Annotated in this window: 11 protein-coding genes; 6 read left to right on the top strand and 5 right to left on the bottom strand. The window is 50.2% G+C overall.

The features are described 5' to 3' along the window. Positions 1–36: 36 nt before the first annotated feature. From OLMES_RS26180 to OLMES_RS26165, 4 genes are all read right to left on the bottom strand, one after another. Complete coding sequence (locus OLMES_RS26180) at positions 37–441, bottom strand: DCC1-like thiol-disulfide oxidoreductase family protein (protein ID WP_087463971.1); 405 nt, start codon at positions 439–441, stop codon at positions 37–39. Positions 442–525: 84 nt separating this feature from the next. Further along, positions 526–2,940 (bottom strand): PqiB family protein, encoded by a 2,415-nt coding sequence (locus OLMES_RS26175; RefSeq protein WP_087463970.1) that lies wholly within the window; start codon positions 2,938–2,940, stop codon positions 526–528. Beyond that, the gene (locus OLMES_RS26170) at positions 2,937–3,689 is read right to left on the bottom strand and encodes a paraquat-inducible protein A (RefSeq protein ID WP_087463969.1); all 753 of its coding nucleotides are present in this window, start codon (positions 3,687–3,689) and stop codon (positions 2,937–2,939) included. The genes OLMES_RS26175 and OLMES_RS26170 overlap by 4 nt, the downstream gene beginning before the upstream one ends. Then, positions 3,673–4,305, bottom strand: a complete 633-nt coding sequence (locus OLMES_RS26165; protein ID WP_087463968.1) for a paraquat-inducible protein A — start codon at positions 4,303–4,305, stop codon at positions 3,673–3,675. The genes OLMES_RS26170 and OLMES_RS26165 overlap by 17 nt, the downstream gene beginning before the upstream one ends. Positions 4,306–4,502: 197 nt before the next feature. On the opposite strand from OLMES_RS26165, the gene OLMES_RS26160 reads away from it, so the two are divergent. Continuing rightward, positions 4,503–8,561, top strand: a complete 4,059-nt coding sequence (locus OLMES_RS26160; RefSeq protein WP_087463967.1) for a DUF4214 domain-containing protein — start codon at positions 4,503–4,505, stop codon at positions 8,559–8,561. A gap of 289 nt (positions 8,562–8,850) precedes the next feature. Next, on the top strand, positions 8,851–10,290 hold the full coding sequence (locus OLMES_RS26155; RefSeq protein ID WP_087463966.1) for a WS/DGAT/MGAT family O-acyltransferase: 1,440 nt from the start codon (positions 8,851–8,853) through the stop codon (positions 10,288–10,290). 49 nt (positions 10,291–10,339) lie between these two features. Here OLMES_RS26155 and OLMES_RS26150 read toward each other — a convergent pair whose 3' ends face one another. Continuing rightward, positions 10,340–11,230: a substrate-binding periplasmic protein gene (locus OLMES_RS26150; protein ID WP_087463965.1), complete on the bottom strand. Its 891-nt coding sequence runs from the start codon at positions 11,228–11,230 to the stop codon at positions 10,340–10,342. 541 nt (positions 11,231–11,771) lie between these two features. Here OLMES_RS26150 and OLMES_RS26145 point away from each other — a divergent pair. The 4 genes from OLMES_RS26145 (at position 11,772) to acnD (ending at position 17,251) form a co-directional block, all read left to right on the top strand. Beyond that, complete coding sequence (locus tag OLMES_RS26145; RefSeq protein WP_087463964.1) at positions 11,772–12,437, top strand: GntR family transcriptional regulator; 666 nt, start codon at positions 11,772–11,774, stop codon at positions 12,435–12,437. A 24-nt stretch (positions 12,438–12,461) separates the two neighbouring features. Then, on the top strand, positions 12,462–13,349 hold the full coding sequence (gene prpB, locus OLMES_RS26140) for a methylisocitrate lyase (RefSeq protein ID WP_087463963.1): 888 nt from the start codon (positions 12,462–12,464) through the stop codon (positions 13,347–13,349). A gap of 116 nt (positions 13,350–13,465) precedes the next feature. After that, positions 13,466–14,587, top strand: a complete 1,122-nt coding sequence (gene prpC, locus OLMES_RS26135; RefSeq protein ID WP_087463962.1) for a bifunctional 2-methylcitrate synthase/citrate synthase — start codon at positions 13,466–13,468, stop codon at positions 14,585–14,587. A 72-nt stretch (positions 14,588–14,659) separates the two neighbouring features. Further along, entirely contained in the window at positions 14,660–17,251 is a 2,592-nt protein-coding gene (acnD, locus tag OLMES_RS26130; protein WP_087463961.1) for a Fe/S-dependent 2-methylisocitrate dehydratase AcnD, read from the top strand. The last annotated feature ends 102 nt before the right edge of the window (positions 17,252–17,353 follow it).

Below are 17,353 nucleotides of genomic sequence, written 5' to 3'. Positions count from 1 at the left end.
GCAAGTTATATTCGTACGAAAGTTGGATCGCTTAAATCAGGGTAGTTTGCAATAGCGGGGATCGGTTGCCAATCGGCGTTTCACTGCGGCCCGGTAACGTCCTCGAATGTATTCTTTCAGCCAGTGCCATCGCAAGATCATATTCAATGGTTTGAGCCAGTAAACCTGAGCAAACAGAATTTGATAGGCTTCAATGTCATTCACGATGGTGCCGTCGGGTAATTCGATGTGAAGCATCAGAAGCGCGAGCTGCGGATCGATGCCTTTTTCCCTGAGCTGTGCATCGGCGTTGGTGATGTCCACCCAGTAAACCCGGTTGTGTCCCGTCCAGTGATTGTAGCGTTTTTGATCCCGTCGACAAGCCGGACAGGCGCCGTCGAAATACACCTTGATCGGCGCTCTGGCCGTTTGTTCGGAGATGGTCTGAGTCAGTTCGGACATGGCTTTGCTGTCCCCGTACGTGAATGCTCTCAGTATACGGGGCTTTTCTCGAAAAGTCTCTGTTGGACCCGGGACTGGAACCGATCAGTTTCGCAACGGAATCCCCGGCTTCCAGCGTAACCAGGTATCACGGCTCTTGTCGTGGATCGTAAATTCATGTCCCTGACCCACATTTTCCTGTTGCGGATGTTTCGGCGGCGTGGCAAATGCAATGCCGCCCGTAATCAGAGTTTCGAGGGACTCGGTGTTGATTTTAACGCCACTGAATAATCCCGCGTCGACTTTGATGCCGCTGGCGTTCCAGAAGACGGAATCCGATTTAACCAGATTGACATACTCTTCGTAAATATTGATATAGACCAATACATGATTTGCATCGGCGCTCAGGTCTTTGCTGATCACATCACCAACTTTAATCTGGCGGTATGAAATCGGGTGGCCTTCTTTTACAGAGCCGAGGTGGTCACCGCGCAGAACCAGGTTTAAGCCTCGTGGTCGTGACCTTGATTTCGCGGGGTGCTGGCGCGCTGTCAGTCGCTGAGTAACCCGGCCTGTGCCTGGCAGAATTTCGAGATAGGTTCCCAGTACCAGGGCATCGACATTTTTGATATCAGTGAGTCCGACCTTGGCTTTAACCAGCCAGATTGATGTATCGTTTCGAATCAGACTCCGGGCCCAGTCGAACAGACGAATGTTTGCGCTAATATTGCTCAAGCCTGCGCGTGACCCCGTAGCAAAGGACAGACTGTCGACCTCGCCGATTTTCTGATCCTGATATTTTACGGGCATGCCTTCCCGCAGTCCTTCACCGCTGTCAAAATGAACCTGGATCCGGGTGTTGATCTGACTGTCTTCTTCGTCTTCATAGAGCGTAAAGCGGTCACCGTTCTGGGCCCGTAAAGCCGCTGTTTCGGTGGGGGGAAGTGGTCCCGGGGTGGTGAACGCGATACCGCCCTGCAGTATGGATGCGATTGACTCGGTTCTGATTTCAAAGCTCTGTACGCCACCTTTGATGGCAACACCACGTGCATTCCAGAAGCGACTTTCCCGGTTTACCAAGTGAGCATATTCGGGGCGGATGTGGATCTTCACATTAAACCGGGGAAATTCTCCCGGGTTGAGTTTGATCGTCTGTACCGAACCGACGTCCAGTTGATGATACAGAATCGGGGTTCCCGGTGATAAGGAGGCTGCACTGTTTGCCGAGAGTACCAAGTGCAATCCTGGACCATCTTCAGGTATCGGGGGGGCGCCATTTCGTACGGTAAATTTAGCTACCGGAATGCCATGGGTTGATGGACGTAGGCTGACGTATTGCCCTTTGGTCAGGGTTTCGAGATTTTCGATTCCGCTCAGTGATACACGGGGCTTCACCAGGAAAAATTGCGATTTATCATTAAGATACTCGTCATAGCGTGGATCGAATTCGGCTTCTGCAATGATCTGGCGGCGGTTCAGTTCGATGGTGTAGCGATGAATACGACCCATGGTAATGCCTTCAAACAAAATCGGCATATCGTCGTTGATCCCCGTGCCAAACTCAAAATAGAGTTTGATCGGTATGCCAACTTGAGCCGCTTCATAGTTGGAATGCAGAGTGAAGCGGTCACCCCGGCTAGCGGCACCACCGGCTTCAAGCTGTTCTGGTACCCCCATGGCGATGCCACCAATTAATAGGGACTCAAGGGAGTCGAGTTTCAGTTTCAGGTTGGTAATGTCTCCCTCCAGGGAGACGCCGCTGATATTCCAGAACCGGGTATTGTTGTAGACAAGGTGAGCGTATTTCTCATCAATGTAGGCTTCAAAGGTCACGCCCTGCCCATCGGGATTGAGAGAGTGAGAACGCACTTCGCCGACCGGGATTTTTCGGTAGAAAATTTTGGTGCCATCGCGAATCGATCCCAGTTCTTTAGCTTTCAGTCTGATATGCAGTTCCGGAGCGGAATCCGGCAAAAGTGGGGGGGATTCCAGGGCGACGAAGTCGCGTCGTGCTGCAAGGCTCTGGTCGCCCTCCTGGAGTCGAATGTAATTGCCGGACATCAGGGTATCCAGACCTTTAACACCGGACAGTGATATCTCTGCGGAAACCAGCCAGAACTGGGCATTCTCGGTAAGATAATCAGCCGTTTGCGGGGTCATCTCGACGGTCACGTCAACCCGTTTGAGGTTATCCGCCATGCTGACATCCTTGACGATACCAACAATCAGCCCTTTGTAACGGACCTCGGTTTTACCGGGCGTGATGCCCTCTGCGGTCGGGAAATTGATGTGGATAATGATCCCTTGCTCTAAATAGGCTTTTACGCCGAGATAAAGGCCAAAGATCAGTGCGATTAAGGGCACAAGCCAGACCGCGGAGATACCGTTTTTCACCGAAATTTGGGCTTGCTGCGGTCTTTCAACCGGCCCATTACTGTCAGCGTTGCGCTCGGCATTACCGTTCCCGTCGCCAGGGGTATCATCCGCCGGGGTTGGGTTGTCCTTTGGTTCGTCGGTCATTCTTGAATTTCCTTACTCGCTTTTGTTTCAGCTTTTTCCGCGGTTTCTGCCAAGTCCCAAATCAAGCGTGGATCAAAACTGTGGGCGGCAAACATCGTCAGTATGACCATAACGGCAAATGCGGTGGCGCCTGCGCCAGCCTCAATGCTACTGATGTACCCTAAATTAACGACTGCCGTCATAATTGTCACGACAAAGACATCCAGCATTGACCATTTTCCCAGCAGATCCACCAGGCGATAGAGTAATGTCCGGTGTCTGGGCTGTACGGTTGAATTGCGTTGCACCGTGATTAACAGAATCATCAAGCCCAGAATTTTCGCCAGGGGAACCAGAAAACTGGCAATAAAAACAATTATGGCAACCGGCACCATGCCAATTTTCAGCAAAAACAAGATACCTGAAATTATGGTATCCGGTTGACCGTGACCAAAATTCAAAACCGTCATCATGGGCAAGGTATTTGCGGGAATAAATACGATTAATGAGGCTATGACAAAAGCCCAGGTCCGTTGAATACTGTAGGGCAGGCGCTGATGTAATTTTGAGCCGCAGCGGCTGCAGTTGCCGGCTTGACGTTGGGACTCTGCCAAAGGATTGAGCTGTCCGCAGTCTCTGCACGAAATTAACCCTGCCTGTTTGGCCGAAAGCCATTCCCGGTCAATAGCGGTTCCGTGCAACGCCCCATCCCGAGTCGCATCGAAAGTTGCAGGCTGCGGTATGTCTATCGGACTACTCTCGTCCTTCATCCAGTTTTTCCCAAACCCAGTGTTCATCGAGGAATGCCGTAACCAGTGTGGCCGTGATGAGAAAGAAAATAAAGCCCAGAAAACCGAACCCGTAAATAACGTCGGCCAGTCCCACAAGTTTATACAGGGTAACGATGAGACCGAGCATGAAAACCTCAGGCATGCCCCATTCTTTCAAGTGGTGAAAATACCGGAAAAAGGTTATGAAGTGCGGACTGAAGTGGTTCCAGCGCAAACGCAAAGCCAGATACAGCATAATCACTAAGCGTAACAGGGGAAAGAAGATACTGAAGAAGAACACAAAAACCGCAACGGCATACATCTCACGGCTCCACATTGCCAGAATGCACTCCAGCAGTGAGACATTGTTCTTCAAACCAAAGGCTTCAAGTCCCAATAAGGGTAGTGTGCTTGCCGGGATGAATACCAACAGGCCAGCTAAAGATACTGCCAGGGTCCGGTTTAGGCTGTCCGGCTTGTGTTCGTGTAGCAGATAACTGCAGCGGGGACACTTTGCCTTTTCGCCGCGGGCCAGTATCGGCTTACTTACGAGCAAATCACATTCTGGACAAGCAATCCAGTTACTGAGGTTGCGTTCTGATAAAAATTGTTGCATTGTCAGCTACTTAAGTGGGTAACCCCGTCTATGTCGATCCGGTGACGTCATTGTAGCCAATTTAACCTGTATTGAATCGGAACACCAGTAGTAGCTATGGGTGTTTTTTGTACAATTAATGCGCTTCAGCGCTACCCACGCCTTATATCCTTGGCTATCTTTATTAATCTACATTGCAGGCAAGTTACAGGTGTGTCATGAAAATTAAATCTCTTGTGCTGACGCTTTTCAGCTTCTTTCTCTTTTGTGTGCTTGCATTTCGTCCTGTTTCCGCATTTGCCGAGTGCGCTGCACGATCTTTTCAAGCGACTGAAGATCAGGTGATCAGTGCTTATATCGCATATTACGGCCGTATTCCCGATTCTGCAGGGCTCGCATTCTGGAATGCTGAATTGCTTGCCCAGGGGAATTTATCGGGCATTATCCAGAGTTTCGGCACCTCTGACGAGTTTGAGCGGCGGTTCGGTGGTCTGGATAACGAGACGCTGATAAACAATTTATACCAACAAGCATTTGGCCGTGATGCGGATGCGGGTGGTCTGGCATTTTATCTGGATGAGCTGAACAACGAGCGAATAACGCTTCAAGCTATCGCATTGACCATTTTGACGGGTGCCCAAAATGAAGATGCCGTTATTATCGAAAACCGTATCGGTGTCGGGCAGGATTACATTACCCGTGCAGATGATGAGGACATTGAATTGTCTGAAGAACAGCTGCAAGGGGTGCTTGACGATGTCTCCGAAGCCCCGGAGTCTGCAGCCAGTGCCTGTGCTAACGTGGCAGGTATTGTTCAGGATGTTGTGGATGCCCAGGTCGAGGATGACAGTGTATTTGAGCAGAACAGCTGTGATAACGGCTCTGATGCCAACATTCCCATTAAGAAAACCGCCGTTCTGAAAGGCGTGAGTGGTCTCGCTTACAGTAGTGAATCGACAGCCAGTGTGTCCGGGATCAAAAAAGGGGTCCAGGGCGTTACAGACATTAATGGCGTTTTTGAGTTCTATGAGGTGTGCGGACAATCTTCTGCAACGTTGTTTTGTCTGGGGATTAAAAAAGGCTGTACGGTGGAGCAGACCGCAAGCGGTATCGAAATCAATGGTGACTCCATCGGGGCAAGAGTCTTGGGGATGATCATCGCCTCTGAGGGTGAAATCGATATTTCGGCGTTGATCGCCGCAACCTACCCTGATGCCGATGAGACTGCAGTGAACACCATCAGTAATAATGTCTATCAGCTCCTGTTGACACTGGATGATGATGGCAACAGCAGTAACGGGATATCTCTGAATGCAACGATCCGTGCCGAGGCGGAAGTGTTCGCCGATGATATCGATTTTACGGATGATAACTTTGACAGTAATCAGAGCGTGATTAACTTTGTTACCGTCGTTACGGGACAATCGATTTTGGTGTCAGAGCAGGATGCTGACCAGTTTCAGGAAACCTTGCCCAATATTCAACAGTCGTACACGGTTTCCGGTACTGCAACGGGTATCGCCGGAAGTGTATCGGTACAATTGAATGGCGCAGAAGAAATTTCCACAGCTTCAGGAACGTTCAGCTTCAGTACGCAATTGTTGACTGGAGAAACCTATCAGGTTGAATTGACCGATACACCCGCAGGACAAACCTGTCAGATTGCCAATAACCAAGGCACCATCTCGGATGCATCGATTACCAATATCGCAATTGTTTGCCAGGATGAAACCGGCTTTAATGTTTCGGTATTGGTGCAGGGCGCCAGTGATCAGGTTGGCCTGAGCCTCAATGGTGCGTCCACTGAGCTTTTCAGCAATGGCATTGGCCAGTTTACCGTTCAGCTGCAAAATGGACAGACCTACTCAGTCAGTTTGATCACCGCGCCAAATGGCCAATCTTGTGCGCTTTCCTCCGCGTCCGGCACAGTCAGTGGTTCGGATGTGGCGGATATCCAGGTCAATTGTGAAGATCAGCCTTCATCCTTTACCGTCGGCGGTCAAATTTCTGGTGCGGACGGGCAAATCGGGCTGCGTTTGAACGGTGGGATAGCCAATGTCTTCAGTAATGGGTCATTTGTCTTCTCCAGCGAGTTAACAAATGGCGCGTCTTATACCGTTACGCTGATTTCATCGCCCACCGGTCAGACCTGTACCGTAAACAATGGTACCGGTACTATATCGAACACCGACGTTACCGATCTCGCGATTACTTGTGAAGACACCGCATCACTCGAATTTAGCGTTGGTGGCAGTGTCTCCGGCCTGAATGGAACGCTGCAATTGTCGCTTAACGGTCAAAGTACCTTGACGCTGACGGGCAATCAATCCTTCCAGTTCCCGGATTCGCTGCCTGCAGGCTCAGCCTATTCGGTACAAATCGTGTCCAGCCCGAGCACTCAGGAATGCTCGCTTTCGGGCGGTAGCGGGTCAATCTCGAATAGTGATATATCCAGCGTAAGCGTTACCTGTATTACACCAACCGAGCAGACGTATGCTGTGGGTGGAACCGTCTCGGGCTCCAACTCGGCATTGACGCTTACCTTGAACGGTAACTATACCGTGACCATCACCAACGGTGCGTTCCAATTCCCCAGTGTGTTGAGCTCAGGTGACAGTTTCAGTGTCGTGTTGAGCAATGTTGCAGGTACCCAGCAATGTTCAATATCGAATAGCACCGGCGTGATTCAGACTGCGAATGTGACGAGCGTGAACGTGACCTGTGTTACTCCAGCGAACGACTATGACGTCGATGTGAGTGTTTCAGGTGTGACCGGGTCCGTTGTGCTTTCCTTGAATAGTGCCAGCCAGATAACCGTGTCAAACGGTATCAGCTCGTTTCCGGTAGCGCTGGTCGATGGCTCCAGTTACAGTGTGAGTGTTGCAACTCCGCCAGACAATCAGGTCTGTTCTGTGAGTAATGGTTCAGGACAAATCGCTGGCAGTGATGTGCTGGTGTCTGTCTCCTGTGTCACGATCGAAGAACCTTCCGGTTTCTCAGTGAGTGGTACGGTTTCCGGGGCTGTAACTGGATTGGTTATTGCTCTCAATAGTCAGGAAACATTGACCACCTCCGGCGGTTCATTTACGTTCAGTCAGTTGCTGGCCGAGGGAGAGAGTTACACTGTGAGTCTTGGCAGTGTGCCTCAAGGTTTCAGCTGCTCGGTACTGAATGGCAGTGGTGTGATTGCGGGTGCGAACATTGCCAATGTGCAAATCAGCTGTGTGGAACAAGCGTCAACATTTTCAGTCGGTGGAACGGTTTCCGGTCCAGTTTCCGGCCTGATTCTGGGACTGAATGGTACAGATACGGTTTCTGCAGCTACGGGCGCATTTACCTTCAGTGAGCAGCTTGCGGACGGCGCCAATTATTCAGTAAGTGTCGTGAATGTTTCTCAGGACTACTCCTGCTCTGTAAGCAACGGCTCTGGTGTAGTGAGTGGAGCAAACATAACCAATATTCAAGTGGTCTGTGAGCAAACGGTGTCTTCCTACGCGGTACTTGTCAATGTGAGTGGGGCAACCCAGCCGATTGAATTGTCACTGAATGGCGGTAGCGCGACGACGACTGGAAGTGGTTCGTTCCAGTTCGCTGAACTGTTGCAAGATGGAACGAGCTACTCAGTAGATCTTTTAAGTTCAGGAGCTGATCAGTCCTGCTCTTTATCGAATAGCAGTGGGGTTATTTCCGGGGGGAATGTGACTGTCAGTATTGTGTGTGAGGCAGTAAACGCGCAATTTGTTGTGGGCGGTAGTATTAGTGGTGCAATCACCCAGGTACCGTTGTTGCTCAATGGTCAGGGGCCCTCTTTTTTCAGTAATGGTGGTTTTCAGTTTTCGCAGACAATTGCAAATGGTGAAAGCTACAGTGTTACTGTGAGTCAACAAACAGAACAAAATTGTACTGTATCCGGTGGGCAGGGCACCGTTGCGGGGGGGAATGTAACGAGTATCCAGGTGACCTGTGCGCCCACCACATACAGTATCGGTGGTGGAATTACGACTGATAATGGTGACCTGGTGACACTGTCCTTGAACGGCTCCCCGGAAACCTTTGGCAATGGTAGCTTCAAATTCTCCAATGAGCTTAAATCAGGGGAATCCTACAATGTTCAGGTGTTTCTGCCCCCTGATGATCAATTCTGTTCGGTGTTTAACGGGACGGGGACGGTATCCTCTGCTGATATTTTCAACATCAGTGTTCAATGTTCTTTTTCCGGCGGAATGAGAAATGAAACACCAACGCCACCGCCTGCTTCGGTGAACGCGGACTTCTGATGGCAGGCATTTTTGTTGTTAACGGCACAGTACGAGTGAGGTTGTTTGTGAATTAGGCGTCATTTTTGTTAACGAAGTCCGAATCCCATGATCCAGGTCGTAGGAATTTAAACTGACATCTTTATAATGCTCAGGCTTTGTAACAAATGATTACGTTCAGAGATTGGCAGGGTTTATTTGCAGTGAACCTACTGGTGTGCACAGTCAGTGATAATCTGCAGTGCAATCGAAACTGCCAATTTGACAGACACTTATTACAACTAAAAATCACTCAAGGAAGGATCGGATTATGAAAAGAATGAATATACTTGATGCCTCATGGCTGGCAGTGGACTCTGAAGACACCCCGATGCATGTGGGCAATCTGCAGATTTTCTCCATGCCAGAAGGGGCTCCGGTCACATACCTGCGGGATGAAGTTGCGAGGATGAAGGCGGCCTGCGAAGTGGTGCCGCCCTGGAACCTGAAGTTAGCCAAATCCAGTCGACTGGCCCGGATTCTTGCGCCTGCCTGGGTTGTGGATGAGAATATTGACCTGGACTACCACGTAAGGCATTCCGCTTTACCTAAACCCGGCGGTGAGCGCGAGCTCGGGGTGTTGATTTCCCGGTTACACTCGAATCACCTCGACTTCAAACGCCCCCTTTGGGAATGCCACATCATCGAAGGGCTGGAAAATAACCGGTTTGCGATGTACACCAAAATGCACCACTCCCTGATTGATGGCATCAGTGGCGTGAGATTGCTGCAACGTATTCTCTCAAACGATCCCAATAAAAAAGAAATGCAGGCGCCATGGTCTATCGGCCCCAAAAAACGACCATTGGGTCTCGCTGACGACCATGTTCCAACCATGCAGGGCGCGATTCTTCAGGCGGTGGATGCAGTGCGGGCGCAGGCATCTTCAGTACCTAAACTGGCAGGTGCATTAGGGCGTCTGGTGAGTGCTGCGACTCAGGAGCGTGACGAGCTTGCCGCACCATTTGTAGGCCCGCAATCGGTATTGAATAAACGGGTTGAAGCGCAACGCCGGTTTGCAACTCAGCAATACGCGTTGGACGATATCAAAGCGCTGGCCAAAGAGGTGGATGCCTCATTAAATGATATTGTGCTGTATCTTTGTGGCTCAGCCTTGCGCCGCTTTTTGAGCGAGCGTAACTGTTTGCCCGATCACCCGCTGACGGCAGGTATTCCGGTAAATATTCGACCTGCAGATGACGATGGCACCGGAACGGCGATAAGTTTCATGATCGCCAGCCTGGCAACGGATGTCGCGGATCCTCTGGCGCGACTGGAAACGATCAAAGAATCAACCCGAACCGCCAAGGAACACCTCCAGAGCCTGCCCAGAAATGCGTTGAATTATTACACGATGCTTATGATGTCACCTTATATCCTGCAGTTGCTTACGGGACTGGGGGGCAGAATGCGTCCGGCGTTTAATATTACGATCTCCAATGTCCCCGGGCCTGCGGAGAGTCTTTATTATAATGGTGCCAAACTTGAAGCGATGTACCCGGTGTCATTGATTGCCCACGGCGGTGCCTTGAATATCACCTGTCTGAGTTATTCGGGGTCGTTGAATTTTGGCTATACCGGCTGTCGGGATACGTTGCCCAGTATGCAGAATCTGGCAGTTTATTCCGGAGAGGCGCTGGTTGAGTTGCGGCAGCTGTTGACCAAGGACAGTGCGGTCAAAACCGTGAAGCGTCGTCGAAAGGCAGGCTAGTGGGCCTTAATACGGGTCAGTAAGAAACCGGACTGTCTTGCCCGTTTGCTCAGAATGATCCTATGCTGGATCCAGAATGATGCGCAGGAGAATAAATATATCCCAGCGCATCATCGCCGAGCTTCAGTTCTTCTCGGTTTTGTCCGCGATTCCGCTGCAACCCGTAACGGCTCAGCAAGTCTGTATACACATCTGACTGGGTGAATACTTCGATGGCCTTGTTGATTTTGTGCAGGTCTTCTACTGTGGTTGATCGTTTGCTCAGCAGTAGGTGGACGAAATCCTGATTGAGTATGAGGTCATGAACCGCAAAATCTTCTCCGATGCCCATCTCATTTGCCATTACGCTGAGACTGATCTTGTCGCCAACTGCGGCATCAATTCGATTGAGGGACAGCAGCGAAAGCAGGTTTTTATTGTTCTTCATCAGAATCAATTGATTATTCTGGGTAAGTTTTTTCTGGTTTAGCCGGGAGAATTGCTCACCATAGTAAGCACCAATGACCGCACCCATGATAATTTGATGGGTATCGAGCATTTGTTCCAGATTTACCGCCGGGAAATGACCCTGATTCTGTCTGCGAATGAAGATTACCATCGTTTCATCACGATAACTGGTGGTAAACCGCCCATAGATTTCCCGTTCTGGCGTAATTGATGCGCCAGCAACCATATCGATTCGGCCTTTCTCCAACTCGAACAGTGCGCGACGGGAAGGAAACTCCACAAACTCAAAGTCGCAGCCTGCCAATGTCAGAATATGCTTAACCAGTTCATGATCCAGGCCAGCATGTTTGCCTGACAGATCAGTGTACATATACGGTTTCCAGCTGGCCTGATTCACCACAATTGTTTTCGAGCAGGATGCATGGGCCAGATTTGCGATGCAAAACAGAATCAGTGCAAGATAACTTAAACCCATTTTTTCGATGTATGGCATGCGCACTTACTCCTCGGACAGTGACAGCATTTAATGTGCACAATTGTCCCAGATTGGGGTGGAAATAAATAGCGATGCAGCTGTTTGAGCATTTGCATTACCACGCAAAACCCCGAGATTTAACATTTGCTTACATTTAAATTTTGGCCAGTACTGTTAATGATCCAATTTTTTATCAATGGGCGTTACGGTATGACTGTTACCCAAGACGGGAGCTTTCAGTGCGCACATTGTTTGCACGGACATCGGTTATATGGACATTAATAGCATGAACACTGGTAGCATAAACACTGATAGGTATAACAGGAATCTGTCACCCGAACATAAGCTACTCGGACTCAAACGCAGTTGACTTCCTTATCGCTTATTCGCTTTCTTAAACTTAGTCTAGCATTGTTTTTTGACCAAAACACTACATCTATATTGTATTGTGAGTAGTGTGTTCAAATTAATTGTATACAATAAATTGGTTGAAAAGTTGACAATTACGCTGTGAAGACTATTATTGGCACCACTTTTAACTAATTGTATACAATGTCAGATGATACCGAACGCGACAAGTCGAACCCGCTCTGATGAAGTTTTTGAGCAATTGCAAAATGCGATTGTGGAGGGCAAGTTTGCCGCTGGGCAGCGGGTCAGTGAGTCAGAATTAGCGACGATGTTTGGCGTCAGTCGTGCACCGCTTCGGGATGCCGTGCGCCGTCTTGAGGGGCGCGGATTACTGATCAAAAAGCCCCATGTTGGAATTACAGTTGTCAGTTTGGGGATTGATGAGCTGTTGCAAATTTACTTTGTTCGCGAGGCCCTTGAAGGTATGGCCTGCCGATTGGCGGCGCAGCATATGCCACAGGCGGACATCGACAATTTACGTTTACTTCTGGAACAGCACGCTCGGGAAATAAATGCTTCAGAAGGGCAGGTCTATTATCAGGAAGAAGGTAATCTCGACTTTCACTACCGCATCGCCCAAGGTGCCGGAAACCAGAAATTAATGAATCTGCTTTTTGGCGACTTGTACCATCTCATCCGCATGTATCGATGCCGTTTCAGTACATCCGAGGGACGTCCACAAAAAGCCCTTAAAGAACACACTCAAATCCTCGATGCCATCGAAAACCGTGATCCGGAATTGGCCGAAATGTTAATGCGTCGCCATATTGCTTCGGCACGGACAAACATCGAGAAACGTTTTCAGGAAATTTGAACCAATCAACGGGAGGCCTAACCCATGTCACAGCAGTCACCAGGCCAGCGCTTTCGCCAAGCGCTGGAAGAAAACAAACCTTTGCAAATTGTAGGCACCATCAATGCTTATGCGGCGATGATGGCCGAGCGCATCGGGCACAAAGCAATCTATCTCTCCGGTGGTGGTGTGGCCAATGCCTCATACGGTTTGCCTGATCTGGGCATGACTTCGCTGAATGATGTTGTAGAGGATGTTCGTCGCATTACTTCCGCAACAACGCTGCCATTGCTGGTTGATATTGATACCGGTTGGGGTGGTGCGTTTAATATTGCACGCACCATTCAGCAAATGGAAAAGGCCGGTGCAGCAGCAGTGCACCTGGAAGATCAGGTCGCGCAAAAGCGTTGCGGCCACAGACCCAACAAGGAAATTGTTTCCCAACAGGAAATGGTTGATCGTATCAAAGCGGCGGTAGATGCACGTCAGGATGAAAGTTTCTTTATCATGGCAAGAACCGATGCCTTTGCCCAGGAAGGACTGGATGCGGCAATCGAGCGTGCACAGGCCTGTGTTGAAGCAGGAGCCGATGGTATTTTTGCAGAAGCCATCAAGACGGAAGAGCATTACCGCGCATTTTCCGAGGCTCTGAGCGTACCGATCTTGGCGAATATCACAGAATTCGGCCAAACTGAGCTGTGGAATCGTGAGCAGCTGGGTGAATGGGGCGCGGCGATGGTGCTGTATCCATTGAGTGCTTTCCGGGCGATGAACAAAGCGGCTGAGATGGTTTACTCCAGCATTCTGGAGAAAGGCGATCAAAAAGATGTCGTTGACCTGATGCAAACCCGCATGGAATTGTATGATTATCTGAACTATCACGATTTCGAACAGAAACTGGATGCCTTGTTTGCGGAAGGCAAAAACAAATAATACTGCGCAACGTGAGTATGCTGGACAGGCGTCGATAGTGGATATACGTCGATTGTGCGTGTGTTCAAAGCATACTGGTCGAACTAAATTGATATGCGAAACACGGGAGAGAAGTAATGGCAAAACAGTTGAGTGGCGCAGGACTGCGTGGTCAGGTAGCGGGAAAAACAGCATTATCAACAGTAGGTAAAGAAGGATCGGGTCTAACCTATCGGGGTTACGATGTTAAGGATCTGGCGGCCAACTGTGAGTTTGAAGAAGTGGCCTATCTGGTTTTGAAAGGTAATTTACCCAATCAAGCCGAACTGGATGCATACAAGGCAAAATTGAAAAGCATGCGAGCGTTGCCACAGCCATTGAAAGAGGTTCTGGAGCGTATTCCTGCATCTGCACACCCGATGGATGTCATGCGTACCGGTTGTTCCATGCTGGGTAACCTGGAAACAGAAAACGATTTCAGTGAACAGCAAGACGCTACCGATCGTATGCTGGCCGCATTCCCCGGTATGATCAACTACTGGTACAACTTCAGCCATAACAATGAGCGTATTGAGGTTGAGACCGGTGCAGAATCTCTGGCGGAGCAATTCCTGTGGACATTGCACGGTAAGAAACCATCCGAGCTGCACACCAAAGTCATGCATGCGTCGTTGATTCTTTATGCCGAGCATGAGTTTAATGCGTCAACCTTTACCGCGCGCGTTTGTGCTTCAACCCTGAGTGATATCCACTCCTGTATCACCGGAGCGATTGGCTCTCTGCGCGGACCATTGCACGGCGGTGCTAACGAAGCGGCAATGGAACTGATCGAGGGAATGAACGACCCTGAAGATGCAGAACAAAAGTTAATGGGCATGCTGGAGCGCAAAGAAAAAATCATGGGCTTCGGACACGCCATTTACAGCGAATCCGATCCACGTAACGCTGTTATCAAGGGATGGTCTGAGAAACTGGCGGCAGAAAATGGCAACAGTTCGTTGTATGACATTTCGGTTCGTTGTGAAGCGGTTATGTGGCGTGAGAAAAAATTGTTCTGTAATGCAGACTTTTTCCATGCATCGGCATACAACTACATGGGTATTCCAACCAAATTGTTCACGCCGATTTTCGTTTGCAGCCGACTGACCGGCTGGGCTGCTCATGTGATGGAGCAACGTGCAGATAACCGCATTATTCGACCCAGTGCCGAATACGTGGGAGAAGATTTCCGCACCGTTACGCCAATCAGCGCACGATAATCCCTGTCGATTTGATGCTATTTATCAGGCTGCTGAACGGGCAGCCTGATGTCGTTATTAAGAGCGAGTAAAATGAATACTGAATACCGTAAATCCCTCCCGGGCAGCAATCTGGATTATTTTGACACCCGTGCCGCGGTTGATGCGATAAAACCCGGAGCCTATGATGGCCTGCCGTACACCTCCCGCATCCTGGCTGAACAGTTGGTGCGACGTTGTGAACCGGAAAAGCTGACTGACTCCCTGACCCAGTTAATCGAACGCAAACGTGATCTGGACTTTCCATGGTATCCCGCGCGTGTTGTTTGTCATGACATTCTGGGCCAGACCGCACTGGTGGACCTGGCAGGTCTGCGAGACGCCATTGCTGAAAAAGGTGGCGACCCCTCCAAAGTAAATCCTGTGGTGCCGACGCAATTGATTGTGGATCACTCCCTGGCCGTTGAGTGCGGCGGTTTTGACCCTGATGCGTTTGCCAAGAACCGTGAAATCGAAGAGCGCCGCAACGAAGACCGTTTCCACTTTATTGAATGGACTAAAACCGCATTTGAAAATGTGGATGTGATTCCGGCCGGTAATGGCATCATGCACCAGATTAATCTGGAGAAAATGTCACCTGTTGTGCAATCCCGCGATGGTATTGCATTCCCGGATACCTGTGTGGGCACCGATAGCCACACGCCTCACGTTGATGCCCTGGGGGTTATTTCTGTGGGCGTGGGCGGTCTGGAAGCCGAGACGGTTATGCTGGGTCGCGCGTCCATGATGCGTCTGCCGGACATTGTGGGTGTTGAACTGAAAGGCAAGCGCCAGCCCGGTATTACGGCCACGGATATTGTCCTGGCGTTGACCGAATACCTGCGTAAAGAGCGCGTTGTGGGTGCTTACCTGGAATTCTTCGGCGAAGGCGCATCCAGTCTGACTATTGGAGATCGGGCAACCATTTCCAATATGACTCCGGAGTATGGTGCAACCGCAGCCATGTTCTACATCGACGAACAAACGATTGATTACCTGAAACTGACTGGACGTGAGCCGGCACAGGTAGAACTGGTTGAAAACTACGCCAAAGAGACCGGCCTGTGGGCTGACAGTTTGCAAGGTGCAGAATACGAGCGGGTATTGAGCTTTGATTTGTCTGCAGTTGTCCGTAACATTGCGGGACCATCCAACCCCCATGCACGGGTCGCCACTTCAGATCTGGCCTCCAAAGGCATCGCCGGTAGTTGGGAAGAGAAAGAAGGCGAAATGCCGGATGGTGCAGTAATTATTGCTGCAATTACCTCCTGTACCAACACCAGTAACCCTCGTAACGTGGTTGCCGCTGGCCTTTTGGCACGGAAAGCCAACGAACTGGGTCTGATTCGCAAGCCATGGGTTAAGTCGTCTTTCGCACCGGGCTCCAAAGTAGCAGAGTTGTATCTTAAAGAGTCAAATCTGCTGGCTGATCTGGAAAAACTGGGCTTTGGTATTGTGGCCTTTGCCTGTACCACCTGTAACGGTATGAGTGGTGCATTGGATCCGAAGATTCAGCAAGAAATCATTGATCGGGATCTTTATTCGACAGCCGTACTTTCGGGCAACCGTAACTTTGACGGTCGAATTCACCCGTACGCCAAGCAGGCATTTTTGGCATCACCACCGCTGGTCGTGGCCTATGCGATTGCGGGTACGGTACGGTTCGATATTGAAAAAGATGTTTTGGGTACCGATAGTGAAGGTAACCCGATCACCTTGAAAGATATCTGGCCCTCCGACGAAGAAATCGATGCAATTGTCGGCGAATACGTTAAACCTCAGCAGTTCCGTGATGTTTACATTCCGATGTTTGATCTGGGGGCAATCGAGCGCGCAGAAAGCCCGTTGTATGACTGGCGCCCACAAAGCACGTACATTCGTCGACCACCCTACTGGGAAGGCGCTCTGGCCGCAGAACGTACCCTGAAAGGCATGCGACCACTGGCGGTTTTGGGTGATAACATTACAACCGATCACCTGTCTCCTTCCAATGCGATTCTGGCCAGCAGTGCCGCAGGCGAATACCTGGCGAAAATGGGCCTGCCGGAAGAAGACTTTAACTCCTATGCGACTCACCGTGGTGACCACTTGACTGCACAGCGGGCGACGCTGGCAAACCCGAAATTGCTGAATGAGATGGTGCGCGACGAAAGTGGTGCAGTCAAACAGGGCTCTCTGGCTCGTGTAGAACCGGAAGGTCAGGTTTCCCGAATGTGGGAAGCGATCGAGACCTATATGGAACGCAAGCAGCCGCTGATTGTGGTAGCCGGTGCGGACTATGGTCAAGGCTCTTCCCGGGACTGGGCTGCGAAAGGGGTGCGTCTGGCAGGGGTTGAGGCGATTGTTGCCGAAGGATTTGAGCGTATTCACCGTACCAACCTGATCGGTATGGGGGTATTGCCTTTGCAATTCCAGGACGGCACCAACCGCAATACGCTGGAACTGGATGGCACTGAGACCTATGACGTTATCGGTGAACGCAATCCACGTGCAACACTGACCTTGGTTATTCATCGTCAAAACGGTGAGCAGGTTGAAGTTCCAGTCACCTGTCGTCTGGACACAGCGGAAGAAGTTTCCATTTACGAAGCGGGTGGTGTGCTCCAGCGCTTTGCCCAGGACTTTTTGGAAGCTGAGTCAGCTTAATCAGAGTACGATGCTCTATTAAGCCAAACTGCTGTCTCTACAACAACCCGGGTATGTCTGCCCGGGTTGTTGTGTCATGTTTTTCTCTTCAGGTGTTTTGTC

Source organism: Oleiphilus messinensis (assembly GCF_002162375.1).
Classification (GTDB): domain Bacteria; phylum Pseudomonadota; class Gammaproteobacteria; order Pseudomonadales; family Oleiphilaceae; genus Oleiphilus; species Oleiphilus messinensis.
Note: the sequence above shows the minus strand (reverse complement) of the source record. Positions and strands in the feature narration are given on the sequence as shown.

What these genes read in the sequence shown, in the direction of transcription:
- OLMES_RS26165 (WP_087463968.1), bottom strand. Translation starts at nt 4,305, where the DNA reads ATGCAACAATTTTTATCAGAACGCAACCTCAGTAACTGGATTGCTTGT.
- OLMES_RS26170 (WP_087463969.1), bottom strand. Translation starts at nt 3,689, where the DNA reads ATGAAGGACGAGAGTAGTCCGATAGACATACCGCAGCCTGCAACTTTC.
- OLMES_RS26175 (WP_087463970.1), bottom strand. Translation starts at nt 2,940, where the DNA reads ATGACCGACGAACCAAAGGACAACCCAACCCCGGCGGATGATACCCCT.
- OLMES_RS26155 (WP_087463966.1), top strand. Translation starts at nt 8,851, where the DNA reads ATGAAAAGAATGAATATACTTGATGCCTCATGGCTGGCAGTGGACTCT.
- prpB (WP_087463963.1), top strand. Translation starts at nt 12,462, where the DNA reads ATGTCACAGCAGTCACCAGGCCAGCGCTTTCGCCAAGCGCTGGAAGAA.
- OLMES_RS26160 (WP_087463967.1), top strand. Translation starts at nt 4,503, where the DNA reads ATGAAAATTAAATCTCTTGTGCTGACGCTTTTCAGCTTCTTTCTCTTT.
- OLMES_RS26150 (WP_087463965.1), bottom strand. Translation starts at nt 11,230, where the DNA reads ATGCCATACATCGAAAAAATGGGTTTAAGTTATCTTGCACTGATTCTG.
- prpC (WP_087463962.1), top strand. Translation starts at nt 13,466, where the DNA reads ATGGCAAAACAGTTGAGTGGCGCAGGACTGCGTGGTCAGGTAGCGGGA.
- acnD (WP_087463961.1), top strand. Translation starts at nt 14,660, where the DNA reads ATGAATACTGAATACCGTAAATCCCTCCCGGGCAGCAATCTGGATTAT.
- OLMES_RS26180 (WP_087463971.1), bottom strand. Translation starts at nt 441, where the DNA reads ATGTCCGAACTGACTCAGACCATCTCCGAACAAACGGCCAGAGCGCCG.
- OLMES_RS26145 (WP_087463964.1), top strand. Translation starts at nt 11,772, where the DNA reads ATGATACCGAACGCGACAAGTCGAACCCGCTCTGATGAAGTTTTTGAG.